This is a genomic window from Aeromicrobium sp. WCS2018Hpa-31, from assembly GCF_031843905.1.
Lineage (GTDB): Bacteria > Actinomycetota > Actinomycetes > Propionibacteriales > Nocardioidaceae > Aeromicrobium.
This window is the reverse complement of the sequence record NZ_JAVTJF010000004.1, coordinates 74,879-97,684: the sequence shown is the minus strand read 5'-3', so window position 1 is coordinate 97,684 and position 22,806 is coordinate 74,879. Positions and strand designations below refer to the sequence as shown.

Annotated in this window: 24 protein-coding genes; 17 read left to right on the top strand and 7 right to left on the bottom strand. The window is 72.4% G+C overall.

Features of this window, described 5'->3' with window-relative positions:
- The first annotated feature begins 41 nt into the window (after nt 1-41).
- Nucleotides 42-1,283, top strand: coding sequence for a hypothetical protein (locus RQG84_RS06065; RefSeq protein ID WP_311209286.1), 1,242 nt, complete (start codon nt 42-44; stop codon nt 1,281-1,283).
- On the opposite strand, the gene RQG84_RS06060 is transcribed toward RQG84_RS06065, so the two are convergent.
- A complete protein-coding gene (locus RQG84_RS06060; protein WP_311209285.1) occupies nt 1,250-3,037 on the bottom strand; it encodes an AMP-dependent synthetase/ligase in 1,788 nt (595 codons plus the stop codon). The genes RQG84_RS06065 and RQG84_RS06060 overlap by 34 nt on opposite strands.
- Before the next feature lie 101 nt (nt 3,038-3,138).
- On the opposite strand from RQG84_RS06060, the gene RQG84_RS06055 reads away from it, so the two are divergent.
- The 4 genes from RQG84_RS06055 to RQG84_RS06040 are packed head-to-tail and all read left to right on the top strand — an operon-like array spanning nt 3,139 to nt 5,968.
- Nucleotides 3,139-3,591, top strand: a complete 453-nt coding sequence (locus tag RQG84_RS06055) for an SRPBCC family protein (RefSeq protein WP_311209284.1) — start codon at nt 3,139-3,141, stop codon at nt 3,589-3,591.
- Nucleotides 3,584-3,916 carry a hypothetical protein gene (locus RQG84_RS06050; RefSeq protein ID WP_156366910.1) on the top strand — a complete coding sequence of 111 codons (333 nt, stop codon included), beginning with the start codon at nt 3,584-3,586 and terminating at the stop codon, nt 3,914-3,916. The genes RQG84_RS06055 and RQG84_RS06050 overlap by 8 nt, the downstream gene beginning before the upstream one ends.
- The gene (locus RQG84_RS06045; RefSeq protein ID WP_311209283.1) at nt 3,913-4,932 is read left to right on the top strand and encodes an ROK family glucokinase; all 1,020 of its coding nucleotides are present in this window, start codon (nt 3,913-3,915) and stop codon (nt 4,930-4,932) included. The genes RQG84_RS06050 and RQG84_RS06045 overlap by 4 nt, the downstream gene beginning before the upstream one ends.
- A gap of 1 nt (nt 4,933) precedes the next feature.
- Entirely contained in the window at nt 4,934-5,968 is a 1,035-nt protein-coding gene (locus RQG84_RS06040) for an ROK family glucokinase (protein ID WP_055965714.1), read from the top strand.
- Here the strand turns inward: RQG84_RS06040 and RQG84_RS06035 are convergent.
- Nucleotides 5,874-6,308, bottom strand: coding sequence for a hypothetical protein (locus RQG84_RS06035; RefSeq protein WP_311209282.1), 435 nt, complete (start codon nt 6,306-6,308; stop codon nt 5,874-5,876). The genes RQG84_RS06040 and RQG84_RS06035 overlap by 95 nt on opposite strands.
- On the bottom strand, nt 6,301-7,095 hold the full coding sequence (locus tag RQG84_RS06030; protein WP_311209281.1) for an alpha/beta fold hydrolase: 795 nt from the start codon (nt 7,093-7,095) through the stop codon (nt 6,301-6,303). The genes RQG84_RS06035 and RQG84_RS06030 overlap by 8 nt, the downstream gene beginning before the upstream one ends.
- An 80-nt stretch (nt 7,096-7,175) precedes the next feature.
- Between RQG84_RS06030 and RQG84_RS06025 the strand changes: the two genes are divergently transcribed.
- The 4 genes from RQG84_RS06025 (at nt 7,176) to RQG84_RS06010 (ending at nt 11,039) form a co-directional block, all read left to right on the top strand.
- Nucleotides 7,176-7,928 carry a lysophospholipid acyltransferase family protein gene (locus RQG84_RS06025; protein WP_311209280.1) on the top strand — a complete coding sequence of 251 codons (753 nt, stop codon included), beginning with the start codon at nt 7,176-7,178 and terminating at the stop codon, nt 7,926-7,928.
- Between the two features lie 54 nt (nt 7,929-7,982).
- Nucleotides 7,983-9,020, top strand: a complete 1,038-nt coding sequence (locus RQG84_RS06020; protein WP_311209279.1) for a 6-phosphofructokinase — start codon at nt 7,983-7,985, stop codon at nt 9,018-9,020.
- Nucleotides 9,017-9,496 carry a DUF427 domain-containing protein gene (locus tag RQG84_RS06015; RefSeq protein WP_311209278.1) on the top strand — a complete coding sequence of 160 codons (480 nt, stop codon included), beginning with the start codon at nt 9,017-9,019 and terminating at the stop codon, nt 9,494-9,496. Before RQG84_RS06020 ends, RQG84_RS06015 begins: the two co-directional genes overlap by 4 nt.
- A gap of 208 nt (nt 9,497-9,704) precedes the next feature.
- On the top strand, nt 9,705-11,039 hold the full coding sequence (locus RQG84_RS06010) for a class II 3-deoxy-7-phosphoheptulonate synthase (protein WP_396135248.1): 1,335 nt from the start codon (nt 9,705-9,707) through the stop codon (nt 11,037-11,039).
- A 16-nt stretch (nt 11,040-11,055) separates the two neighbouring features.
- On the opposite strand, the gene RQG84_RS06005 is transcribed toward RQG84_RS06010, so the two are convergent.
- From RQG84_RS06005 to RQG84_RS05995, 3 genes are all read right to left on the bottom strand, one after another.
- Nucleotides 11,056-11,628 (bottom strand): carboxymuconolactone decarboxylase family protein, encoded by a 573-nt coding sequence (locus tag RQG84_RS06005; RefSeq protein ID WP_311209277.1) that lies wholly within the window; start codon nt 11,626-11,628, stop codon nt 11,056-11,058.
- Nucleotides 11,629-11,732: 104 nt separating this feature from the next.
- Nucleotides 11,733-13,793: a Stk1 family PASTA domain-containing Ser/Thr kinase gene (gene pknB / locus RQG84_RS06000; RefSeq protein WP_311209276.1), complete on the bottom strand. Its 2,061-nt coding sequence runs from the start codon at nt 13,791-13,793 to the stop codon at nt 11,733-11,735.
- Between the two features lie 127 nt (nt 13,794-13,920).
- The gene (locus RQG84_RS05995) at nt 13,921-14,877 is read right to left on the bottom strand and encodes a polyprenyl synthetase family protein (RefSeq protein ID WP_311209275.1); all 957 of its coding nucleotides are present in this window, start codon (nt 14,875-14,877) and stop codon (nt 13,921-13,923) included.
- A gap of 113 nt (nt 14,878-14,990) precedes the next feature.
- On the opposite strand from RQG84_RS05995, the gene metF reads away from it, so the two are divergent.
- Entirely contained in the window at nt 14,991-15,899 is a 909-nt protein-coding gene (gene metF, locus RQG84_RS05990) for a methylenetetrahydrofolate reductase [NAD(P)H] (protein ID WP_055965733.1), read from the top strand.
- Nucleotides 15,900-15,906: 7 nt separating this feature from the next.
- Here the strand turns inward: metF and RQG84_RS05985 are convergent, their stop codons facing one another.
- Nucleotides 15,907-17,175 carry an FAD-dependent oxidoreductase gene (locus tag RQG84_RS05985; RefSeq protein WP_311209274.1) on the bottom strand — a complete coding sequence of 423 codons (1,269 nt, stop codon included), beginning with the start codon at nt 17,173-17,175 and terminating at the stop codon, nt 15,907-15,909.
- A 66-nt stretch (nt 17,176-17,241) separates the two neighbouring features.
- Here RQG84_RS05985 and RQG84_RS05980 point away from each other — a divergent pair, with 66 nt between their 5' ends.
- From RQG84_RS05980 to RQG84_RS05950, 7 genes are all read left to right on the top strand, one after another.
- Complete coding sequence (locus tag RQG84_RS05980; protein WP_311209273.1) at nt 17,242-17,973, top strand: methyltransferase domain-containing protein; 732 nt, start codon at nt 17,242-17,244, stop codon at nt 17,971-17,973.
- A 23-nt stretch (nt 17,974-17,996) separates the two neighbouring features.
- A complete protein-coding gene (locus tag RQG84_RS05975) occupies nt 17,997-18,380 on the top strand; it encodes a DUF3040 domain-containing protein (RefSeq protein ID WP_055965740.1) in 384 nt (127 codons plus the stop codon).
- A 387-nt stretch (nt 18,381-18,767) separates the two neighbouring features.
- Nucleotides 18,768-19,217 (top strand): division/cell wall cluster transcriptional repressor MraZ, encoded by a 450-nt coding sequence (gene mraZ, locus RQG84_RS05970; protein ID WP_250246796.1) that lies wholly within the window; start codon nt 18,768-18,770, stop codon nt 19,215-19,217.
- A 162-nt stretch (nt 19,218-19,379) separates the two neighbouring features.
- The gene (locus RQG84_RS05965) at nt 19,380-19,511 is read left to right on the top strand and encodes a hypothetical protein (protein WP_255353829.1); all 132 of its coding nucleotides are present in this window, start codon (nt 19,380-19,382) and stop codon (nt 19,509-19,511) included.
- Nucleotides 19,508-20,500: a 16S rRNA (cytosine(1402)-N(4))-methyltransferase RsmH gene (gene rsmH / locus RQG84_RS05960; protein ID WP_311209272.1), complete on the top strand. Its 993-nt coding sequence runs from the start codon at nt 19,508-19,510 to the stop codon at nt 20,498-20,500. The genes RQG84_RS05965 and rsmH overlap by 4 nt, the downstream gene beginning before the upstream one ends.
- Before the next feature lie 34 nt (nt 20,501-20,534).
- Nucleotides 20,535-20,960, top strand: a complete 426-nt coding sequence (locus RQG84_RS05955) for a cell division protein FtsL (RefSeq protein ID WP_311209271.1) — start codon at nt 20,535-20,537, stop codon at nt 20,958-20,960.
- Nucleotides 20,957-22,720 (top strand): penicillin-binding protein 2, encoded by a 1,764-nt coding sequence (locus RQG84_RS05950; RefSeq protein ID WP_311209270.1) that lies wholly within the window; start codon nt 20,957-20,959, stop codon nt 22,718-22,720. Before RQG84_RS05955 ends, RQG84_RS05950 begins: the two co-directional genes overlap by 4 nt.
- Nucleotides 22,721-22,806: the final 86 nt, after the last annotated feature.

Sequence of the window (22,806 nt, the reverse complement as noted above, 5' to 3'; positions counted from 1 at the left end):
CGCCGGGTGTCGCATGACGACGAGATCGTGACGGGCGCACCGTGAGGAGGCCTTCGGCCAACACCACGGCCGCGCTCGTCCTCGTCGGTGTCGCGATCGCCGTGCTGCTGTGGCAGCGGCCCTGGTCCGGCGGGTCGCAGGACCCCGACGTCGTCGCGATCCCCGACGACGCGCGCGTCGTGCTGGCCGACCAGCTGACCGCGCTCTCGCGGGCCACGACGGAGCAGGAGTTCGTCGCCGCAGCCGGTGAGGGCTCCCGAGCGCGCACGTTCGCCGAGCAGGCCTGGCAGGCGCGCGAGGCGCTCTCGGTGACCGACGTGTCGCTGCGCTACGTCTCGGGTGGCGACGTGGCCGACCGCGCCGACGGCTCCACCCTCGCGACGGTGGAGGTCTCGTGGCGCGCCGGTGACGCGTCGCCCGTGGCCGGCACGAGCGTCCGCTCCACGCAGGTGGGGCTCCGCCTCGACCCCCGGAGCGACGGCACCTTCGCGGTGCGCGGGGCCGCGGCCGTGGGGGACCGTCTCCCGCTCTGGCTGGCAGGCGACGTGCGTGTCCAGGCGGCCGGCGACGCGGTCCGCGTGGTGAGCATCGACGGCGGCGTGCCCGACCTCGACGCCCTGGGCGCGGCCCGCGCCGCGGACCGCAGCGTCCGGGCGACGGTGCCGCAGGCCGACGGGCGGCTCACGGTGATCGCCCCCCGCAGCAGGGCCACGACCGCGGCGCTCGTCGGCCAGTCCCAGGAGGACGTGGCCGCGATCGCCGGCGTCACGACCACCGTCGACGGCTCCACCGGGACCGCCCGCGTCGTGGTGCTCAACCCCGACCTCTTCGCCGGCATGGACCCCCGCGCCCGGCAGGTCGTCATCACGCACGAGGCGGCCCACCTGCTCACGGGCGCCGTCGGCACCTCGATGGTGACGTGGGTGGCCGAGGGCTTCGCCGACTACGTGGCGCTGCGCGACGACGACGCGCCGCTCGCGGTGAGCGCCGGGCAGATCCTGGCCCAGGTCCGAGCCGACGGTCCGCCCGAGTCCCTTCCCTACGCGCAGGCCTTCGCGTCGGCCGGCACGCACGGGCTCGGCGCGGTCTACGAGTCCGCGTGGCTCGTCTTCGAGATGCTCGCCGACGAGACGTCGAACGACCGGATCGTGGCCTTCTACGAGGACGTGCGGGACGGCGGCGACGTCGCGGACGCCGCCCGGGAGCACCTGGGGCTGAGCGTCGAGCAGATCACCGCCCGGTGGCGCGCCTACCTGGAGAAGAGCGCCTCGACCGTGTCGTGAAGGTCGCGCAGCACCGCGGTGCGCTTGACCTTGAACGACGGTGTCAGGTAGCCGTTCTCCTCGGTCCAGTCGTCTTCGAGGACGACGAACTTGCGGATCGACTCCGCCTGCGAGACCAGCGCGTTGGCGTCGTCGACGGCCTGCTGGACCTGCGTCTCGAGCTCGGGGGAGTCCAGGGGGCCGGTCCAGGCCTCCCGGTCGATCGTCACGAGCGCGGCGATGAAAGGCTTGCCGTCACCGACCACGAGGCACTGGCTCACCAGCGGGTGGGCGCGCACCCGGTCCTCGAGCACCGCGGGCGCGACGTTCTTGCCGCCGGCGGTCACGATGATCTCCTTCTTGCGACCGGTGATGCGGACGAAGCCGTCGTCGTCGACGTCGCCGAGGTCGCCGGTGGCGAACCAGCCGTCGGGGTCGAGCGCCCCGGCCGTGGCCTCGTCGTTGTTCCAGTACCCGGTAAACACCTGGGGGCCGCGGAACAGCAGCTCCCCGTCGTCGCCGACCCGGACCTCGGTCTCGGGGAACGGGCGCCCGACCGTCCCGATGCGCTGGTCGGACGGCGTGTTCACGCACAGCGCCGCCGTGGTCTCGGTGAGTCCGTATCCCTCGAGGACCGTGACGCCGATGCCCCGGTAGAAGTGCGCCAGCCGGTCACCGAGCGGCGCGCCGCCGGAGATCGCCCACTCGGCGTGGCCACCCAGTGCCTGCCGCAGCTTGGCGAACACCAGCCGGTCGAAGAGGGCGTGCTTGGCGCGCAGCGCCGCGCCCACCCGCTTGGGCTTCCCTCGTCGCGTCGTCGCGTCCTGGGCCTTGCTGTAGGCGATGGCCGTCGCCACGGCCCGGTCGAAGATCGGACCCTTGCCGTCGGCGTAGGCCTTGGTGCTCGCGGAGTTGAAGACCTTCTCGAACACGCGGGGGACCGCCAGGACGAACGTGGGCTGGTACTCGCCGAGGTCGGCCACCAGGTCCTTCACGTCGGCCGTGTGGCCCAGTCGGGTGCCGGAGCGGATGGCGCCGACCTGGATGATCCGGGCGAAGACGTGCGCCAGGGGCAGGAAGAGCAGCGTCGAGGCGTTCTCGCGGCCGAACAGCTCGGGCAGCTGCTCGAGCGCGCCCTCGAGCTCGGCCCGGAAGTTGCCGTGCGTGAGCCGGCAGCCCTTGGGACGGCCCGTGGTGCCCGAGGTGTAGATGAGGGTGGCGAGCGAGTCCGACGTGAGGGTCGCCCGGGCCTGCTCGAGCTGCGCGTCGCTGACGCCCTCGGCCGCGCTGCGGACCTCGTCGAGGCCGCCCTCGTCGATCGTCCACACGTGCTTCAGGTCCGGGGCGTCGCGGCGGGCCTCGTCGACCCGTCCGAGGTGCTGCGCGCTCTCCACGACGGCTGCGACGGCGCCGGAGTCGGCGAGGATCCAGGCCACCTGGTCGGTCGAGGACGTCTCGTAGATCGGCACGGTGACCGCTCCGGCCCACCAGACCGCGTAGTCCACGAGCGTCCACTCGTACCGCGTGCGCGAGAGCAGCGCCACCCGGTCGCCCGGCCGGACGCCGGCTGCGACGAGTCCCTTGGCGACGGCGACGACGTCGGCGTGGAACGCGCCGATCGTCACGTCGGACCAGCCGTCCGGCCCACGTCGGGCGAGGGCCACGGCCTCCGGATCGGCCGCGAGGCGGTCGAGCACGTCGTCGGTCAGGTTGCCCCGGTCGGGGCGTCCGTCCGACGCGGCAGGGTCAGGTCGGTCACCGTCCGCAGCGTTCACGTACGGCAGGCTACTCGGCGTCGAACGGGCACGGGAGCCGCGGGGCGGACGTGGAGCGGCGTCCCACTACGATGAGGATCCCGAGGAAGCGAGGAGGGCCCATGGCGCGCACCACGAGCGACATCGTCATCGATGCCGCGCCGTCGGACGTCATGGCCGTGATCGCCGACTTCGACGCCTATCCGTCGTGGGCCACCGGCGTCCGCAGCGCCGAGGTGGTCGAGCCGGGAACGGTCGACGTCGCTGGCGGCGATCGGGCCGACCGGGTCCGTTTCACCCTCGACGCCGCACCCATCCGCGACACCTACGAGCTGCTCTACACCTGGGACGGCGACCGATCGGTGTCGTGGAGCCTGGCGGAGAAGGCGACGGTGCTGACCGCGCTCGACGGCACGTACGCGCTGGCCGAGGTGGCCGGCGGGACGCGGGTGACCTACCAGCTCGCCGTCGACGTCGCCGTGCCGCTGCTCGGCACGCTCAAGCGCAAGGCCGAGAAGGTCATCATCGACGCGGCCCTGAGCGGCTTGAAGCAACGGGTCGAGACTCTTGGCTGACGACGAGGTGGGGTCGCTGGGACAGGAGACCCTCAAGCTGTTGCGAGCGCTCGCCGTCGACGCCGACACCACGGCGCCCCGGCGGAACGACGCCGACGCCGGGTCGCCCGACGCCGACGCGCACGTGTGCACCACGTCGTGGTGCCCGGTGTGCCAGGTGGTGGGCTTCGTGAAGACCAACCCCGACGTGGTCGAGGAGGTCGCCGTGGCGGCGCTGCACCTCGCGCGCACCGTGCGCGACGCGTTCGAGACCGCGCTGCGCCAGGGCGACGGCACCCACGACACCAGCGACCGACGTACCGACGAGGGAGAGGCGAGCCGATGAGCTCGACGCACGACCACGACACGCGCCTCGGCGTGGGGGTCGACATCGGCGGCACCAAGATCGCCGCCGGCCTCGTGGGGCCCGACGGCACCATCCTGGCCAGCGTCTCGGAGCCCACGCCCGACGCCGACGCCATCGCCGACCTCGTGGCCGACCTGGTGGCCCGGCTCCGAGCGCAGGCGCAGCACCCGGTCGCCGGGATCGGCGTCGGTGCGGCGGGGTTCGTCGCGGCGGACCGGTCCACGGTCACCTTCGCCCCCAACATCGACTGGCGCGACGAGCCGCTGGGCGAGCGGATCGGCCGGCTGGTCGAGCTGCCCGTCGTCGTCGAGAACGACGCCAACGCCGCCGCCTGGGGCGAGTACCGGTTCGGCGCGGGTGCGGACTCCGACGACCTGCTGCTCGTGACCATCGGCACCGGGGTCGGTGGGGGCGTGATCCAGTCCGGCGACCTCATGCGCGGCGGGTTCGGCGCGGCGGCCGAGATCGGCCACCTGCGGCTCGTCCGCGACGGGCGTCTCTGCGGGTGCGGCCAGCACGGCTGCTTCGAGAAGTATGCGAGCGGCAGCGCCCTCGTGGCCGAGGCGCGTGAACGGGCTGCGAGCGACGACCCGGCAGCGGCGGCCCTCGTGGCCCGCGCCGGCGGCGTCGAGAAGATCAAGGGTCCGCTGGTCACCGACCTCGCCCAGGAGGGCGACCCGTTCGCCGTGGACCTGCTCCGCGACCTCGGGGCCTGGATCGGCGAGGGCTGCGCCTCGCTCGCCGCCGTGCTCGACCCGAGCGTCATCGTGATCGGCGGTGGGGTCGGGGCAGCAGCCGACCTGCTGCTCGACCCCGTGCGGGAGGCCTTCGAGGAGCACCTGCCCGCGCGCTTCCACCGTCGTGTCGCCGAGGTGCGCCTCGCGACCCTCGGCAACGACGCCGGCATCGTCGGCGCCGCCGACCTCGGCCGCTCCGCCCGCCGGGCGACGGCGCAGCCGGTCGGCTCCGCACCCGGCTCAGGAACAGGGGACTGACATGGCGGACAGGTTGGCCGTCGGCATCGACATCGGCGGCACCAAGATCGCGGCCGGCGTGGTCGACGAGGACGGACGTGTCGTCGCCCGCACCCGTCGCGAGACGCCCACGACCGAGCCCGAGGCCGTGCTCGACGCGATCACCGAGATCACGGCGGAGTTCCGCGCCGAGCTCCCGGTCAAGGCCGTGGGCATCGGCGCCGCGGGCTTCGTCGACGCGTCGCAGTCGACCGTCCTCTTCGCGCCGCACCTGGCGTGGCGGCACGAGCCGCTGCGCGACCGGGTCGCCCGCCGGACCATGCTGCCGGTGATGGTCGACAACGACGCCAACACCAGCGGCTGGGCCGAGTGGCGGTTCGGAGCGGCGCAGAACGAGCCCGACCTGGTGCTCATCACGCTCGGCACCGGCATCGGCGGTGCGCTCGTCATCGACGGACTGCCGTACCGCGGCCACTTCGGCATCGCGGGGGAGTTCGGCCACATGCAGGTCGTGCCCGGCGGCAACCGCTGCGAGTGCGGGAACCTCGGTTGCTGGGAGCAGTACGCCAGCGGGCGCGTGCTCGGACGTCGGGCGGCGGCGGCGGTGGCCGAGGGCTCACCCATCGGCCGTCGGCTGGCCGAGGCCGCCGGTGGTGCCGACCGCGTCGAGGGGGCGCACGTCACACCGCTCGCGCAGGACGGCGACGAGGAGGCGATCTCGTGGATCGCCGACGTCGGCGACTGGCTCGGCGTCGGCATGGCCAACCTCGCCGCGGCGCTCGACCCCGGTCTGTTCGTCGTCGGCGGAGGGGTGAGCGACGCCGGCGAGATGCTGCTGGGTCCGGCGCGCGAGGCCTACTCGCGCACGCTGACGGGGCGCGGCTACCGGTCCGAGGCCCGGATCGTCCGCGCGCACCTCGGCCCCGAGGCCGGGCTCATCGGCGCGGCCGACATGGCCCGACTCACAGCGCGGCGCCGTCGTCCGGCCAATCCCGCTGCGAGGGTCCGTGTTCGGGCAGCTGCGCGATCAAGTAGATCGCCGAGGCGACGAAGGTGAGGGCCGCGCCGAGCAGGACGGGGCTGGACAACCACTGACCCGCCAGCGAGGCGAACATGAGCAGCAGGGGCGATCCCACCAGGCCGCCCCAGGCGACGGCTCGCCCACGGTGCATGGGCCGACCCGGACCTGGGTCGACCCGACGGTAGAACTGCTCGTCGACCGGGTCGGGCTCGTCGTCGAGCTCGAACGGCTCTGGCTCGGCCGGCTCCTCGGCCGGTGTCGGGTCGGGCTCGTCGGCCTCCGCGGGGAAGGGCAGGTCGAGGTCGAGGCGGCTGACGATGTCGTCGAACTCGTCGCGTCCGTCGCGGCCGGGCCCTCGCGCGTCGGGCTCAGCCATCGGCGCCACCGGTGTGCGAGGCGATGAACGCGGCGGAGCGCTCGAAGATCTCCGGTGCGTCGTGGTCGAGCGTGGCCACGTGGTAGCTGTTCTCGAGCGTGACGAACTCCCCGAGCCCGGGGCGCAGCCCTTCGCGCACCAGCGACAGGGTGCTGTCGTCGACGACGTGGTCGTCGGTGGAGCGGAAGAACAGCACCGGGGCCTTGATCCGTCCGAGGTCGGCGCGCACGTCGCCCCAGAGCTGCATCATCGAGTGCAGGGCCTTCAGGGGCGTGCGGTCGTACGCGTTCTCCTCGATGCCGGGCTTCTTGATGTCGCCACCGATCGCCTCGAGGGAGGGGACGACCCACTTGAGGAGGGGGACGGCCTTCAGCCGCGGGTCGCGCGAGGCGATGGCGGGGTTGACCACGACCACCGCGTCGACATCGTGCGGACGCTGCTCGGCCAGCCTCAGGGCGAGGCAGCCGCCCATGGAGAGCCCGCCCACGACGACCCGCTCGCAGGTGTCGCGCAGGATGTCCAGCTCGCTCTCGAGCGCGCCGTACCAGTCCGACCAGGTGGTGCGGTTCATCTGCTGCCACGTCGTGCCGTGGCCGGGCAGACGGGGCACCCGCACCGTGTAGCCCCGGTCGGCGAGGTCGCGACCCCAGGGCACCATCGAGTACGGCGAGCCGGTGAAGCCGTGGCTCAGCAGGACCCCGACGGGTCCGCCGTCGCTCGTGAAGGGCTCGGCTCCCGGCACGACGGAGGGCTGCGACGCGCTGGATCCGGAGGAGGTGGGGCTCATGGATGCATCCTCCCTCACGGTGTCGCCACCGTGCACCCCCCTGAGCGCGGTAGTGTCCGGGTGACGCTGAGGAGGCGACGTTGTTCTACTGGTTCCTGAAGTTCCTGGCGCTGGGTCCGCTGTTGAAGCTGATCTTCCGGCCCTGGGCCGAGGGCACCGAGAACGTGCCCAAGGACGGTGCGGTCATCCTGGCCAGCAACCACCTGTCCTACAGCGACTGGCTGTTCATGCCGCTCGTCATCCCGCGTCGCGTGACCTTCGTGGCCAAGGCCGAGTACTTCGAGTCGCCCGGCATCAAGGGCTGGTTCCAGAAGAAGTTCTTCTCCGGTGCCGGCCAGGTCCCGATCGACCGGTCGAGCGGCTCAGCCGCCGCCGGGGCCATCGCCACCCAGCTGCGGCTGCTCTCCGAGGGCGAGGTGTGCGGGATCTATCCCGAGGGCACCCGCTCCCACGACGGCAAGCTGTACCGCGGGCGCACGGGCGTCGCACGGATCGCGCTGGAGGCCGGGGTGCCGGTCATCCCGCTCGCGGTCATCAACACCGACGTCGTCGCGCCCCCCGGCAAGGTCTTCGGCAAGATGGCGCGCCCAGGCGTCCGCTTCGGCGAGCCGCTCGACTTCAGCCGCTACGAGGGCCTCGAGGGCGATCGCTTCATCCTGCGCGCCGTCACCGACGAGATCATGTACGAGATCATGCGCCTCTCGGGCCAGGAGTACGTCGACCTCTACGCCCAGGATGCCAAGAAGCGTGACAAGGAGACGGAGCGTGCGGCCGCCAAGGTGGTCGAGCGCGCCGAGTCCGACGAGGTGTGGGACCAGATCAAGCCCGAGTGAGTCCCGCTCCGGCACGAGGCGGGCACGACGTCGGTACCGACGAAGGAGCGAGCCATGCGGATCGGAGTACTGACCGGGGGCGGTGACTGCCCCGGACTCAACGCGGTGATCCGGGCGGTGGTCCGCAAGGGGGTCCAGACGTTCGGCGACGAGTTCATCGGGTTCCGTGACGGCTGGCGTGGCCCGCTCGAGGACGACGCCCGCGAGCTGGGCATCGCCGACGTCCGGGGCATCCTGCCGCGCGGCGGCACCATCCTCGGTTCCTCGCGGACCAACCCGTTCGCCGTCGAGGGCGGGGTGGAGCGGATCCGCTCGACGCTGGAGTCCCGCGGCTGCGACGCGCTGATCGCCATCGGTGGCGAGGACACCCTCGGAGTCGCCACCCGGCTCGCCGAGCTCGGGGTGGCGGTGGTCGGCGTGCCGAAGACGATCGACAACGACCTGTCGGGGACCGACTTCACGTTCGGCTTCGACACCGCCGTCAACATCGCCACCGAGGCCATCGACCGGCTGCACACGACGGCCGAGTCGCACCACCGGGTGCTGGTGGTCGAGGTCATGGGGCGCCACGCCGGCTGGATCGCCCTGCACTCCGGGCTGGCCGGGGGAGCGAACATCATCCTGATCCCGGAACGTCCGTTCGACATCGACAAGGTCTGCGCGCAGGTCGAGAGCCGGTTCGCCACCCGGTTCTCGCCCATCGTGGTCGTGTCCGAAGGGGCGGTGCCGATCGCGTCGCCCGACGGCACGGGCATGACGCTGCAGTCGGGCGAGAAGGACGCCTTCGGCCACGTGCGGCTCGGTGGCGTGGGGGAGCGGCTGGCCCAGGAGATCGAGGAGCGCACCGGCAAGGAGGCGCGGGCCGTGGTGCTGGGCCACGTGCAGCGCGGCGGCACCCCCACCGCGTTCGACCGGTGGCTCGCCACCCGCCTGGGGCTGCACGCCATCCAGGCCGTGCACGACGGCGACTTCGGCATGATGATGGCGTTGCGTGGCACCGACATCGTCCGGGTCCCGCTCAGCGAGGGGACCGGTGAGCTCAAGCTCGTCCGGCCCGAGCTCTACGAGGAGGCCGAGGTGCTGTTCGGATGAGTGAAGGACGCGACGTCGAGGACGTCTGGAGCTACCCGCGACCGCCTGCCGTGGAGCCCAGCGACGAGCTGGTCGTCGTCGAGCTCGGCGGAGTCGAGATCCTGCGGACCACGCACAGCTACCGCGTGCTCGAGACCAGCCACCCGCCCACCTACTACCTGCCCGTCGACGCCGTGGCCGAGGGCGTGCTCCGGCCGATCGCCGGCACCACGGTCTGCGAGTTCAAGGGCGAGGCGAGCTACTGGGACCTCGTCGTCGGCGACCGCGTCGTGCCCGCTGGAGCCTGGACCTACCCCCGGCCCCGGCCCGGCTACGTGATGCTCCTCGACCACCTCGCCCTCTACCCCGGCCGCATGGACCGCTGCACCGTCGACGGCGAAGTCGTCCAGGCCCAGGACGGCGACTTCTACGGCGGCTGGATCACCTCGCGCGTGAGCGGGCCGTTCAAGGGGGCGCCGGGGACGCTGGGTTGGTAGGCGGCTCGCGGCTCGTTCCTCGCCGCTTCGGCGGCTCCTTCGTCGCCGCCCTGGGCTCCGCCCAGCCGCCTGTCTCGCTTCGCTCGACTTGTAGTGGCTGAGGTCGCCGACCTGGGATCCACCCGGCTGCGTGTCGTCCCGGAGCGGGCGTCGTCCACGTGTGCGTGGGTGGTCGTGGGCACGGACGGGGTCCCCGTATCCTTGACCGGTGAGCATTCCGAGCCTTGACGACCTCCATGCGATGGGTGCTGCCCAGCAGCCCACGTATGCCGATCCTGCTGCGCGCGAGCGTGCGCTCGGGCAGTTGCGCCGGATGCCACCGCTCGTGTTTGCCGGCGAGTGCGACGACCTCCGCGACCGGATGGCCGCCGTGGCCCGCGGCGAGGCCTTCCTCCTGCAGGGAGGTGACTGCGCCGAGACGTTCGAGGGCGTCACCGCCGAGAACGTCCGCAACAAGCTGAGGGTGCTGCTGTCGATGGCCGTCGTGCTGACGTACGCGGCGAGCGTGCCGGTCGTCAAGCTCGGCCGCCTCGGTGGTCAGTACGCCAAGCCGCGGTCCCGCGACACCGAGACCCGTGACGGCATCACGCTGCCGGCGTACCGCGGTGACGCCGTCAACGGCTTCGACTTCACGCCCGAGTCACGCGTTCACGACCCGCAGCGGCTCGTCGACGTCTACAACGCCTCCAGCGCGACCCTGAACCTCGCCCGTGCCTTCACCACCGGTGGCTACGCGGACCTGCGTCAGATGCACGAGTGGAACAAGGACTTCGTCAAGAACAGCCCGGTCGGCGTCAGCTACGAGAAGGTCGGCGGCGAGATCGACCGCGCCCTCGCGTTCATGGACGCCATCGGCGTGGAGCCCGACGCCTTCCGCTCGGTCGACTTCTACTCCTCGCACGAGGCCCTGATCCTCGAGTACGAGCACGCCCTCACCCGCATCGATTCGCGGACCGAGCAGCCGTACGACGTGTCCGGCCACTTCGTGTGGATCGGCGAGCGCACCCGCCAGCTCGACGGCGCCCACGTGGAGCTGCTGAGCCACATCGCCAACCCCATCGGCGTCAAGCTCGGCCCCACCACCTCGGCCGACGACGCGATCGCGCTCTACGAGAAGCTCAACCCCGAGCGCACGCCCGGCAAGGTCACGTTCATCACGCGCTTCGGCGCCGGAAAGATCCGCGACCTCCTGCCCGCCCTCGTCGAGAAGGTCACCGCTGCGGGTCTCGAGGTCGCGTGGGTGTGCGACCCGATGCACGGCAACACGTTCGAGGCGTCCACCGGCTACAAGACCCGGGAGTTCGACGACGTCATCGACGAGACCCGCGGCTTCTTCGAGGTGCACCGCTCGCTCGGCACGTGGCCCGGTGGCCTGCACGTCGAGCTCACCGGTGACGACGTCACCGAGTGCGTCGGTGGCGGGCGTCGGCTGTCGGCCGAGGACCTGGCGACGCGGTACGAGACGCTGTGCGACCCGCGGCTCAACCGCGAGCAGTCGCTCGAGCTCGCGTTCCTCGTCGCCGACATGCTGCGCGAGCGCTGACCGACCCCTCGGCCGGTCAGCGACCGTCGAGCGGCACCCGCAGCGTCATGAGCGTGGTGGCGAGCGCGTCGTACTGGCCGCACAGCATGAGCAGCTCGATCGCGGTCGCCTCGTCGAGGTGCTCGCGCACGCGGGCCCACGTGGCGTCGTCGAGGTCGCGGTCGCGCACCAGCGACGCCGTCGCGTCCAGCAGCACGCGCTGACGCCCGGTCCAGCCGTCCCACGTGGCGTCACCGACGTGCTCGACCTGGTCGGGCGTCAGTCCCACCTTGCGGCCGATCCGTCGGTGGTGGTCGAGCTCGTAGTCGCACCCGCGCAAGGTCGCGACGTGCAGGATGACGAGCTCGGTCTCGGTGCGCGGGAGCCGTCCGAACGGCATGAGGGCCGCGCTGAACATCAACCAGGCGCGGAACAGTCGGCGCTGGCGCCCGAGCGTGGTGAACACGTTCGGGCGGTGGCCGCCGATGACGCGGCCCGCGATGCTGCTGATGCCGTGGTTGACGAGGCCGAGGTCGCGTCGGTCACCTGGACCGATGCGAGGGGTGGTCGCGGGTCCGGGGGAGGCGGGGGGCGTGGCGGAGGTGGTCACGAACCCAGCCTAGGGGTAGAACTGGGACGGGTGCACCAAAAACGTCCGCGGGGCGCGTCGGCCACGACCCCCGCAGGCGTCGACACCGGTGCCCGACCGCGAGGTCAGACGTAGATCGTGATGGTCGAGCCGACCTTGGCCTCGCCCGAGCCGGGCTCCTGGAACACGACGCGGTCGGCGCCGGGGATGCGGTTCTTCACGTCGACCTTGAAGCCGGCCTTCTCCAGGGCGGCCACGGCCTCGGTGCGGGGGCGGCCCATGACGTCGGGGACGTCGACGTTCTCGGGCCCGCGGGAGACGACGATCGTGATCGTGTCGCCCTTGAAGCGGGTGCCGTCGGACGGGGACTGGCTGATGACCACGCCCTTGTCGACGTCGTCGGAGAAGCGCTGGGTCACGTTCACGTCGAAGGACGCGTCCTCCAGCGCCTTCACCGCGTCGGCCTGGGACTTCCCGGTCTGGTCGACCACGTCGATCGGCTGCCGGCCGCGACTCACGACGAGGTCGATCACGGTGCCGCGCTTGACCTGCTGACCGACCTTCTGGTCCACGGCGCGGACGATGCGACCCTCGGGGATCTTCTCGCTGTAGGCCTCGGTCACGTCGCCGACCTGCAGCGTCAGCTCCTCGAACGCGACGCGCGCCTGGTCGACGGTCTGCCCCTGGACGTTGGGGATCGCGTAGCGCTCCTTGCCCTTGGAGACCACGGCGTGGATCGTGTCGCCCGGCAGCAGACGGTCGCCGGCCGCGGGGTCGGTGGAGAGCACGGTGCCGAGCGGGGCGGTCTCGGAGAACGCTCGACGGGTGACGTCGAGCGTGAAGCCCGCGGCCTCGGCCTCCTCGGCGGCCTGGGCCTCCGCCTGGCCCACGAGCTGGGGCGTGTCGGCGTAGCGGCCCACGCCCAGCCAGTAGCCGAACGCGGCCAGCAGCAGCGCGGCGACGATCGCTGCGACCAGCAGCACGCGACCCCTCCTGCTCGAGCGGTCCTGGTCGCGGGACTGCTGGTAGTCCTCGGCGGTCATGGCGGGGTGGAGGCCTGGTGCCGCGGCAGCCGTCGCGGTCCGGTCGTCGGTCCAGGTCTCGCTGCTCCACCGCATGGTTGGCTCGGCGCGCGCGACGACCTCACCGGTCTCGCGGTCGACGAGCACGGTCTCGCCACCGTCGTCGAGGTCACTCGCCTCGGCCGGCGTCATAGGGCCCGTGAGCTCCCCGTCCGGTGCCTCGTGCTCGAGGTCGACGGGACGGGTGGGCTCCTCGTCGGCGGCCATCGGGCGGGGCCGCAGGTCAGCGGTCAGGTCGGGGTCGTCGTCGAGCCCCTCGGCCAGGGCACGCTCGACCAGACGCACCTGCCGCAGCAGCACGCCGGCGTCCTGCGACCGCTGGGAGCGGTCGCGGACCGTCGCGCGGGCGACCAGGGCGTCGACGTAGGGCGGGAGGTCCGGACGCACCACCGACGGGGCGGCGATGTCCTCGTGCACGTGCTTGTAGGCCACCTGGATGGGGGAGTCGCCGGTGTGCGGCTTGGTGCCCGTGAGCATCTCGTAGAGCAGCGCGCCGCACGCGTACACGTCGGACCGTGCGTCGGCGCCCTCGTTGACCACGATCTCGGGCGCCAGGTAGGAGACGGTGCCGATGAGCGTGCCGCCGGTGGCGGTGGTCGCGGCGCTCACGGCGCGCGCGAGGCCGAAGTCGGCGACCTTCACCTCGCCGTCGGGCGTGATGAGGACGTTCTCGGGCTTGACGTCGCGGTGCACGAGGTGGGCTCGGTGGGCCGCCGAGAGCGCGGTGAGCACGTCGGCCAGCAGGTGCAGGGCTCGCAGGGGAGGCATCGGCGTCTCCGCGCGCATGACGTCGCGCAAGGTGCTGCCGGGGACGTACTCCATGACGAGGTAGGTGACGTCGCCGTCGCGCCCCTGGTCGAAGACCGCCACCACGCCACGGTGGTTCAGCTTGGCCGCGGCGCGGGCCTCGCGCTCGAAGCGCTGGGAGAACTCGTCGTCGTCGCCGAGTCCGGCGTGCATGACCTTGATCGCGACCGGGCGGTCGAGCCGCTCGTCGTGGCCGTGGAATACGCTGGCCATCCCGCCTCGGGCGATCCGTTCGCCCACGCGGTAGCGACCGTCGAGGACGCGTCCGACGAGGGCGTCGTCGCGGATGACCGTCACGCCGGACCTCCTCACGTCCGCTCCCAGGGCCGGCTGACCCTGCGACGAGTGTAGAGAACGCCCGCGCGCCGGACGTGCTCCGCCGCCCGTGTCCTGCTCTGCTGTTCGGCCCGGACCCCCTGGCGGGTCAGGAGGTGCGGCGGGTCGCGCTCAGGGCCAGCGGGCCGAGGACGGACCGGGCGTGGTCGCCGAGCGCGGTGATCGCGGCGTCGGCCTCGTCCTCGAGGTGCGCGATGTCACGCTCGACGGCCGCCAGGGCGCCCGTGCGCACCATCAGCTCGGTGAGCGGCTCCACCCCTTCGCGGGTGCCGAGGAGGCGGGAGAGGAGGGTGCGGTCGTCGTCGCTGCCGAGCTCGGTGGCCCGGGCGACGAGGACGGTGCGCTTGCCCTCCCTGAGGTCGTCCCCGGCGGGCTTGCCGGTGACCGCGGGGTCGCCGAAGACCCCGAGCACGTCGTCGCGCAGCTGGAAGGCCTGCCCGAGAGGCAGGGCGACGGCGCTCAGCCCGTCGATGAGGTCGGCGTCGGCGCCCGCGAGCGCCGCCCCGATGTGCAGGGGCCGCTCCACCGTGTAGGAGGCCGCCTTGAACCGCACGATCGTCATGGCCTCCACGACCGTCACCGTCGGACGGGTCTGGGCGAGGACGTCGAGGTACTGGCCCGCCACGACCTCGGACCGGCACAGGTCGAGGAAGCGCAACGCCTCCGGGACGCGCGGAAGACCGGACGAGCGCAGCTGCTCGTCGGCCCACGACAGCATCAGGTCGCCCAGGAGCACCGCCGTCGACAGGCCGAAGCGCTCGGCGTCCCCCACGGCGTCCTGGCCCCCGGCCCGGTGCTGCGCCTCGAAGGCGCGGTGGACGCTGGGGTTCCCGCGGCGGGTGTCCGAGCCGTCCATGAGGTCGTCGTGCACCAGCGCGCTGCCCTGCAGCCACTCCAGCGAGGCGGAGGCCGTGACCACGGCGGGGTCGTCGGGGTCACCACCTGCCACCAACCAGCCGGCCCGGCAGAACGCCGCCCGCAGCCGCTTGCCCCCGGCCACGAACGAGGTCGCCGCGTCGAGGAAGGGGGCCAGGTCGGGGCCCACCGAGACGAGGGCCGCACGCCGATCGTCGCCGAAGCGAGAGAGCTCACGTGCGACGTCGTCCCGAAATCGGTCAAGGTCGGCTGGTCCCACCGTTCGGACGATACCGTTGGTCCGTGACTGACGGTCCTGCGCCCACGTCCTCGCGATCACTGCTCGAGGACCTCCGCCACCCACGCCCGTGCGTGTCGTTCGAGTTCTTCCCGCCCAAGGACGATGCGGGCGAGGAGGTGCTGTGGCGCACCATCGCCGACCTCGAGCCGCTCCAGCCCACGTTCGTCTCCGTGACCTACGGGGCCGGTGGCACGAGCCAGGAGCGCACGGTGCGCGTGACGTCGCGCATCGCCGAGCAGTCCCGGATCCGCGCGATCGGGCACCTCACACTCGTGGGGCAGAGCCGCGCGGAGATCGAGCAGGTGCTCAAGCAGTACGCGAGCGCCGGCATCCACCACGTCCTCGCGCTGCGCGGCGACCCGAAGGGTGGCCCGCGGGAGCCCTGGGAGCCTCACCCCGGGGGCATGGACCACGCGATCGAGCTGGTCGAGCTGGCGCGCGACCTGGGTGACTTCTCGATCGGCGTCGCGGCCTTCCCCGAGGGCCACCCCGACGCCGGGGGGCGCGACCCGGACGCCGACGTCCTGGTCGCCAAGCACCGGGCGGGCGCGGAGTTCGCGATCACGCAGTTCTTCTTCCGCGTGCAGGACTACGTCGACCTCGTCGAGCGCACGCGGGCGCGAGGCAGCGACCTGCCGATCGTGCCGGGCATCATGCCGATCCTGAACTTCGGCCAGGTCGCGCGCATGGCCGAGCTCTCGGGGGCGGAGATCCCGCGCGAGGTGCTCGACGTCATCGAGCCGGTCGCCGACGACAAGGACGCCGTGCGCACGCGCGGCATCGAGCTCGCGACCCAGCTGTGCCGCGACCTGCTGGCCGCCGGGGCCCCCGGTCTGCACTTCATCACGCTCAACCGGTCCAAGGCGACGCGCGAGATCTTCGAGACCCTGCGGGGCGAGGGCCTGGTCTGAGGTCTCCTCAGGGGGCGGGACGACGGGGCACGGGGCCGAGACGTTCGGCCAGGGCCTCGGTGGCCAGACCGATCTCCTCGAGGGAGCCGCCCGGGTAGGCGTGGGCCCCGGCCATGAGCAGACCCGGTGGCAGGCGCGGCCCCGGTCGCTCGAGCATCGTGCGCCAGCCCCTCCACTGCCAGCCCCAGTGGCCGAGACGCACCAGGTCGGCCGGCCGCAGGTCGTGGCGCTCGACGACGTGCTCGCGCAGGTCGACGCCCACGCGGACGAGTGCGACGAGGGGGTCCTCGGCGTTGTGGTGCGTGATCGTCCAGCAGCCGGGCGAGGACTCCCACAGCTGCATGGGCGGGTCCGAGTGGACCGCCACGTCCCGGGGGAGGTCGGGGGCGTCCGCCGCCAGGCGCACCAGCGTGCGGTGCGCCGGGATCCGCGGGTGGAGCGTCGGCTCCGGCAGGCCGTCGGGCCACCACGGCGCGCACCAGGCGACGACGTCGGCCTCGACCGGACCGCCGTCGGTGGTCACGCCGGTCACGGACCCCCCGTCGCGGGTGATCCCCGAGGCCGCGGTGTGCAGGCGGACCTCGACACGACGCTCCTGCAGGCGGGTCGTCAGGGCGTCGGCCAGCGCCGGCATCCCACCGTCGACGGCCCACCGCCCGAAGCCCCTCTCCACGTGGTGGACGACGGCTGCGGCGGCGGGCACCAGACGGGGGTCGTCGCCGGCCAGGACCACGGGGTCCAGCACGATGCGCCGCAGCTGCCGGTCGTCGAGGACCCGCTGGGTCTCCCGACGCAGCGTGCGCCGCGCCTCGAGGGTCCGGCGGGTGGAGCGGTCTAGCGCGTCCTCGTCCGGGACCTGGTTGAGCAGACGTCGGCGCACCGTGTCCCAACGGTCCGACATCGTGTCGAGCCAGGGGCTCCACGGGTCGACGCCGAAGGCCTCGACGAAGGCGTCGACCTGGCCCGACCGTCGGCCCATGGGCAGGTCCATCACCGTGCGGTCGGCGAACACGTGGCGTCGCCCGGGGACGGTCTCGATGGTCAGCGCGGCGTCCAGGGGGCGGCCGGACTTGCGGAACAGGTCCCGCAGCACCCCCGGGAGGGTGAACGTGTCGGGGTCGAGCTGCCACACGCCGTCGCCGACCCGGTGACCGCGCAGACGACCGCCGAGCCGGTCGGAGGCCTCGAGCAGCACCACCTCGTGCCGCAGCTTCGCGAGACGCGCCGCCAGCGAGGTGCCGGCGAAGCCACCGCCGACCACCACGATCCTCGCCATGCCCGCACCCTAGGTCATGCGCGAGGAGCCTCGGTGCGGACCGAGGCGCTGTGACACAGTGGCGCCATGCGTCCGGTGCGTCAGGAGATCATGTGGCAGGCGGTCCTCGACGCGATCGCGGCCGTGCCGGGGGAGGGCCCCTTCGACGTGCTCGACGTCGGGGGAGGAACCGGCGGTGACGCCGTCCGCCTGGCGGCGCTGGGCCACCGGGTGACCGTCGTGGACCCCAGCCCCGACGCCCTGGCGTCCCTCGGTCGTCGGGCCGCCGAGGCCGGCGTCCAGGACCACGTGGTCGGCGTCCTGGCCGACACCTCCGACCTGGGCGAGCACGTCGCCGCCGCCTCCACCGACCTCGCGGTCCTGCACGGCGTGCTCGAGTACGTCGACGATCCCGCCGAGGCCCTGGCCGCGGTCGCCGGCGTCCTGCGCCCGTCGGGCGTGGTGAGCGTGGTCGTGGCCGGCCGGCCGGCAGCGGTGCTCGCCCGCGCGATCACCGGCGACTTCGACGGTGCCGCCACGATCCACGGCTCGACGGCGCGGACCTGGGACCTGCGCGCCCAGGGGCCCCGGCGGTACGTCGAGAGCGAGCTCGCGGCCGAGCTGGAGGCAGCCGGGTTCGCCCTCTCCTCCGTGTCGGGACTGCGGACCTTCGCCGACCTCGTGCCCAGTGCGGTGGTCGACACCGAGCCCGGCGCGCGGGAGCGGCTGTACGCTCTCGAGCGACTCGTCCGGTCGTCCAGCGAGTTCTCAGGGATCTCGGGTGGTCTGCACATCATCGCCCGCCTAGACTTGACGTAGTTCCACCTGACCAGGAGGCCCCCGTGCCACTCTCCGACGAAGAAGCCCGCCTGCTCCAGCAGCTCGAGCAGTCCCTCGCTGCCGAGGATCCCGACTTCGCCTCGACGCTGCGCGGGTCCAAGCAGGCGGCGCGCAACCGCAAGATCGCCGTCCTGGCGGGTCTCGGCTTCCTGGTGGGCCTGGGCGTCATGTTCGCCGGTGCGGTCACCGCCACCACGTGGCTCGGTGTCGCCGGGTTCCTCGTGATGCTGGTCGGTGCCTACTTCTTCGTCACGGCCTGGCGCCACGGTCTGGCCGCGTCGCCCGACGCCGCGCCCTCGCGCCCGTCCTCGCCCAAGCCCTCCGGGTCGTTCGTCGACCGCATGGAGGAGCGCTGGCAGCGTCGCCAGGAGGGCGACGACCTCTGACCCACCCGAGCCCGCGACGCTGAGTCGCCGGCTCCCGCACCACCACCCGACGCCGGGTCCCGCACACGCGGGGCCCGGCGTCGTCGTGCGTGCGGGGTCTCGTGCGTCCTCGACCGGTCGTCGAGGCCTGAGCGCCATCCGTGGGGGCCGATGTCGCTCCACCACGCTCCACCGCACACCCCGGACCAGCGCGCTTCCGGGTCCAGCGCTGCAATCCCAGCGCCGGACGGTCCTGGCGTCGGGGGAGAGGGCGGGCGGAAAGGTGCCGCGAAACCAGGCGAATCGGCTTGACGGTGGTGGAGTGTGGGGTACTGTGGTGCGAAATGGAGCATTCGTGGCGCGTTGGTCGCACCACGGGGCACGTCGCAGAGGGCGAGGTGGAAGGAGGTGGGCATCGATGCGAACAACTTCTTCGGCACCTACACGCCGCGTCTGGACGACAAGTCCCGCCTGTTCCTGCCCGCCAAGTTCCGCCCCCGGCTCGAGGGCGGCATCGTGCTGACCCGCGGGCAGGAGAACTGCATCTACGGCTGGACGACCGACTCGTTCAGCGCGTTCACCGACCGCATCCGCGAGACGCCGTTCACGAACCGCGAGGCCCGCAACTTCGTGCGGATGCTCTACTCCGGGGCCTCGTCGGAGGTGCCGGACAAGCAGGGACGCATCTCCATCCCGCCGGTGCTCCGCAGCTGGGCCGGGCTCGAGCGCGACGTCGCGGTGGTCGGGGCCATGGACCGCCTCGAGATCTGGGACGCCCGCCGCTGGGACGAGTACTCCTCGTCGCAGGAGGAGCAGTTCTCCGACATGTCCGACGAGGTGATGCCCGGCATCTTCTGACCAGCCCGCAGGGTCCGACCTCCGGCTGTCCGGTCCTGGCATCACTTCCCCGGTGCCAGAGCCGTACGGACGGGGATCAGGCCACACGGTCTCCACCACCCGCTCCATGTCCTGCACGACCACCCCGCCACACCCCGACCCTCGAGCGCCCGAGGAGGTGCGATGAACCAACGACGCCGTGTCCGTCACGAGGTCGCCGACGCTGCTGTCCTCATGGCCTTCTCCGCCGGCGTGTCCGTGGCGATCGCCGTGGTCCTGGGCGTCGTGGTCGCGCTGACAGCAGGCGCCTCGTGACGACCGAGGAGCCCGGCGGGCCGGACGCCCGCCACGTCCCCGTCCTCCTCGACCGCGTGCTCGACCTGTTGGCGCCGGCCATCGAGTCGGACGGCACGACGGGGTCGGGGGGACGGACCCCGGTCGTCGTCGACGCGACGCTGGGCCTGGGCGGGCACACCGAGGCGATGCTGCGCCGCTTCGAGCACCTGCGGGTCGTCGGGGTCGACCGCGACACCGAGGCGCTCAGCCGTGCTCGCGCCCGCCTCGCGGAGTTCGAGGACCGGGTCACCTACGCGCACGCGGTGTACGACGAGCTGCCCGAGGTGCTCGCCGACGCCGGCCTGCGTCACGTCGACGGCGTGCTCTTCGACCTCGGCGTCTCGTCGATGCAGCTCGACCTCGCCGATCGCGGCTTCGCCTACGCGCAGGACGCCCCTCTCGACATGCGGATGACGCCGGGCGTGGGCATGACGGCCGCCGACATCCTGAACACCTACCCCGCCGACCGGCTCGCCCGGGTGCTGAGGGTCCACGGCGAGGAGAAGTTCGCCAAGCGCATCGCCGAGGCCGTCGTCGCCGCCCGGGACACCGAGCCGTTCACGCGCAGCGCACGGCTGGTCGACCTCGTGCGCGACAGCATCCCCGCCGCGGCTCGACGCACCGGCGGCCACCCCGCCAAGCGCACCTTCCAGGCGCTGCGCATCGAGGTCAACGACGAGCTCGCGGTCTACGCCCGGGCGCTGCCGGCCGCCCTCGACGCGCTCACCGTCGGCGGCCGGGTTGTCGTGCTCGCCTACCACTCCCTCGAGGACCGCATCACCAAGCGGGCCCTGGCCGAGGTCACCACGCTCAAGGTCCCGCACGGCCTGCCCGTCGTCCCCGCCGAGCTGGAGCCGCGCTTCCGCCAGCTCACCCGGGGTGCCGAGCAGGCGAGCGACGCGGAGTCCGCGGAGAACCCGCGCGCCCGCTCGGTGCGGCTGCGGGCCGTGGAACGGATCGCGGCATGAGAGGACACGACGTGGTGAAGGGGGAGGGACCGGCATGAGCACGATGCACGCGGCACGTCCGCGCCAGAGGACCACCCGGCAGGCTCGACCCACGAGCCTGCCGCTGCGTCTCGTCGCGCCCGTGCGCAGCCGCGCGAGCCGAGCCCCCTTCGTGGTCGTCGTGCTGACGGTGCTGGGTGCCGGACTCGTGGGTCTGATCCTGCTGAGCACGGTCCTGCAGGCCCAGGCCTTCGAGATCGCCCGACTGTCGACCCGCGCCGACGCCCTGGGCGTCCAGCAGCAGGAGCTCCGCCGCGAGGTCGACCGTCTTCAGGCGCCGGCCGCTCTCGCCGAGCGAGCCATCCGCCTCGGGATGGTGCCCAACACCAACCCGGCCTTCCTGCGGCCCAGCGACGGCGAGGTCATCGGTGACCCCGAGCCGGCGGAACCGCGCAGCAACGTGACGAGGGTGGACCGATGAAGCGCCAACGACTGACCCGCTCCCGGCTGCGCATCAGCCTCGTCCTGGTGGTGAGCCTGTTCTGCCTCTTCGGCGTCCGGCTGTTCTGGATCCAGGGTCTCGACGCCCAGGCGTACGCGGCCATGGCGCGCCAGGCCGGGACGAACACGACGACGATCCCGGCCCCTCGGGGCGACATCCTCGACCGAAACGGCGAGGTGATCGCCACGAGCGTGGACGGTCTGACCCTCACCGCCGACCCGACGATGACGGCGGACAAGGCGCCCAGGATCGCTCGCATCCTCGTGACCTCGCTCGGCGAGGACCGGATCGACTACTTCGAGACGATCGAGAAGCTGCGCACCCCGAAGACCCAGTACGTGGTCCTCGAGAAGAACCTGCCCGCGGCCAAGGCCGACAAGGCGTTGAAGGCCGTCCGCAAGGCCGGACTGACCGGCGTGTTCGGCGAGAGCGTGACGCTGCGCAGCTACCCCGGAGGGAAGCTGGCCGCCAACCTCGTCGGCTACATGAGCCAGACCACGGAGTCCGACAAGCTGGTCGGCGTCCAGGGCATCGAGCGGCAGTACGACGACCTGCTCACCGGCAAGGACGGCTCGGCCACCTACGAGGTGTCACCGAGCGGTCAGCGCATCCCCATGGCCGACAGCACCGTCGTCGAGATGGAGCCCGGCCAGGACGTCAAGACCACGATCGACCGGGACCTGCAGTGGTACGCCGACCAGCGGCTGGCCGACGCCGTGCGCTCGTCGAGCTCGGACTGGGGGCTCGCCATCACCATGGACGTGCGCACCGGACAGGTCGTCCAGCTCTCCCAGGCACCGACCTTCGACCCCGAGACGCCCTCGACCCGCGACGACGGGAACACCGTCTCGCGCTTCGTCCAGACCGTGTACGAGCCGGGCTCGGTGCTGAAGACCGTCACCATGGCGGCGCTGGCCGACCAGGGCAAGATCACGCCCGAGACCCAGATCAAGGTCCCCGGCAGCATGACGATCGACAAGTACCCGATCGGCGACTACTGGAAGCACGGCACCATCAACCTGACCGCGGCCGGCGTCATCGCGAAGTCCTCCAACCTCGGCACGATCGTCGCGGCCCAGCAGATGGACAACCAGACCATGCACGACTACTTCCGGAAGTTCGGCTTCGGCGTCGGCTCCGGCGTGGAGCTGCCGGGCGAGTCCAAGGGCATCCTCAAGCCGGCCGCCGAGTGGACCAAGGCCAACCACGCCACCATCTCGTTCGGCCAGGGCATCTCGGTCACCGCGCTGCAGGTGGTGCGAGCAGTCGGTGCCATCGCCAACGGAGGCGTCATGGTCGACCCGTCGGTCGTCAGCGGGTACGTGGACCAGGAGGGCGCCACCACCAAGACGCGGGAGACGCCCACCCGACGCGTGGTCTCCAAGAAGGCGGCGGCCCAGGTCACCCGCATGATGGAGGCGGTCACGGCCGACGACGGCACCGCCCCTGCCGCCCAGATCCCCGGCTACCGCGTCGCAGGCAAGACCGGCACCGCCTGGCGCGTCAACCCGGTCACGGGACGCTACGTGCGCGGGCAGAACACCGTCTCCTTCATCGGCTTCGCCCCGGCCGACGAGCCCCGGTTCGTCACCTACGTCGTCCTCGACAAGCCCTTCAGCAACGCCGGCGGTGGCTCCACCGCCGCCCCGGTCTTCCACGACATCATGTCGATGGCGCTCGAGCGCTTCGGCGTCACGCCGACCGGGTCGAAGAGCCCGAAGGTCGAGCAGGAATGGTAGGCGGGGCGCGCTCGTTCCTCGCGCTCTGGCGCGATCCGCTCGCTGGCGCTCGCTCCTCGCTGCCCGCCTCGGCTGCGCTCGCTGGC

What these genes read in the sequence shown, in the direction of transcription:
- RQG84_RS06030 (WP_311209281.1), bottom strand. Translation starts at nt 7,095, where the DNA reads ATGAGCCCCACCTCCTCCGGATCCAGCGCGTCGCAGCCCTCCGTCGTG.
- RQG84_RS05980 (WP_311209273.1), top strand. Translation starts at nt 17,242, where the DNA reads ATGCGTCCGGTGCGTCAGGAGATCATGTGGCAGGCGGTCCTCGACGCG.
- RQG84_RS06020 (WP_311209279.1), top strand. Translation starts at nt 7,983, where the DNA reads ATGCGGATCGGAGTACTGACCGGGGGCGGTGACTGCCCCGGACTCAAC.
- RQG84_RS06035 (WP_311209282.1), bottom strand. Translation starts at nt 6,308, where the DNA reads ATGGCTGAGCCCGACGCGCGAGGGCCCGGCCGCGACGGACGCGACGAG.
- RQG84_RS05985 (WP_311209274.1), bottom strand. Translation starts at nt 17,175, where the DNA reads ATGGCGAGGATCGTGGTGGTCGGCGGTGGCTTCGCCGGCACCTCGCTG.
- RQG84_RS06040 (WP_055965714.1), top strand. Translation starts at nt 4,934, where the DNA reads ATGGCGGACAGGTTGGCCGTCGGCATCGACATCGGCGGCACCAAGATC.
- RQG84_RS06015 (WP_311209278.1), top strand. Translation starts at nt 9,017, where the DNA reads ATGAGTGAAGGACGCGACGTCGAGGACGTCTGGAGCTACCCGCGACCG.
- RQG84_RS05955 (WP_311209271.1), top strand. Translation starts at nt 20,535, where the DNA reads ATGAGCACGATGCACGCGGCACGTCCGCGCCAGAGGACCACCCGGCAG.
- RQG84_RS05950 (WP_311209270.1), top strand. Translation starts at nt 20,957, where the DNA reads ATGAAGCGCCAACGACTGACCCGCTCCCGGCTGCGCATCAGCCTCGTC.
- RQG84_RS06045 (WP_311209283.1), top strand. Translation starts at nt 3,913, where the DNA reads ATGAGCTCGACGCACGACCACGACACGCGCCTCGGCGTGGGGGTCGAC.
- RQG84_RS05965 (WP_255353829.1), top strand. Translation starts at nt 19,380, where the DNA reads ATGAACCAACGACGCCGTGTCCGTCACGAGGTCGCCGACGCTGCTGTC.
- RQG84_RS06055 (WP_311209284.1), top strand. Translation starts at nt 3,139, where the DNA reads ATGGCGCGCACCACGAGCGACATCGTCATCGATGCCGCGCCGTCGGAC.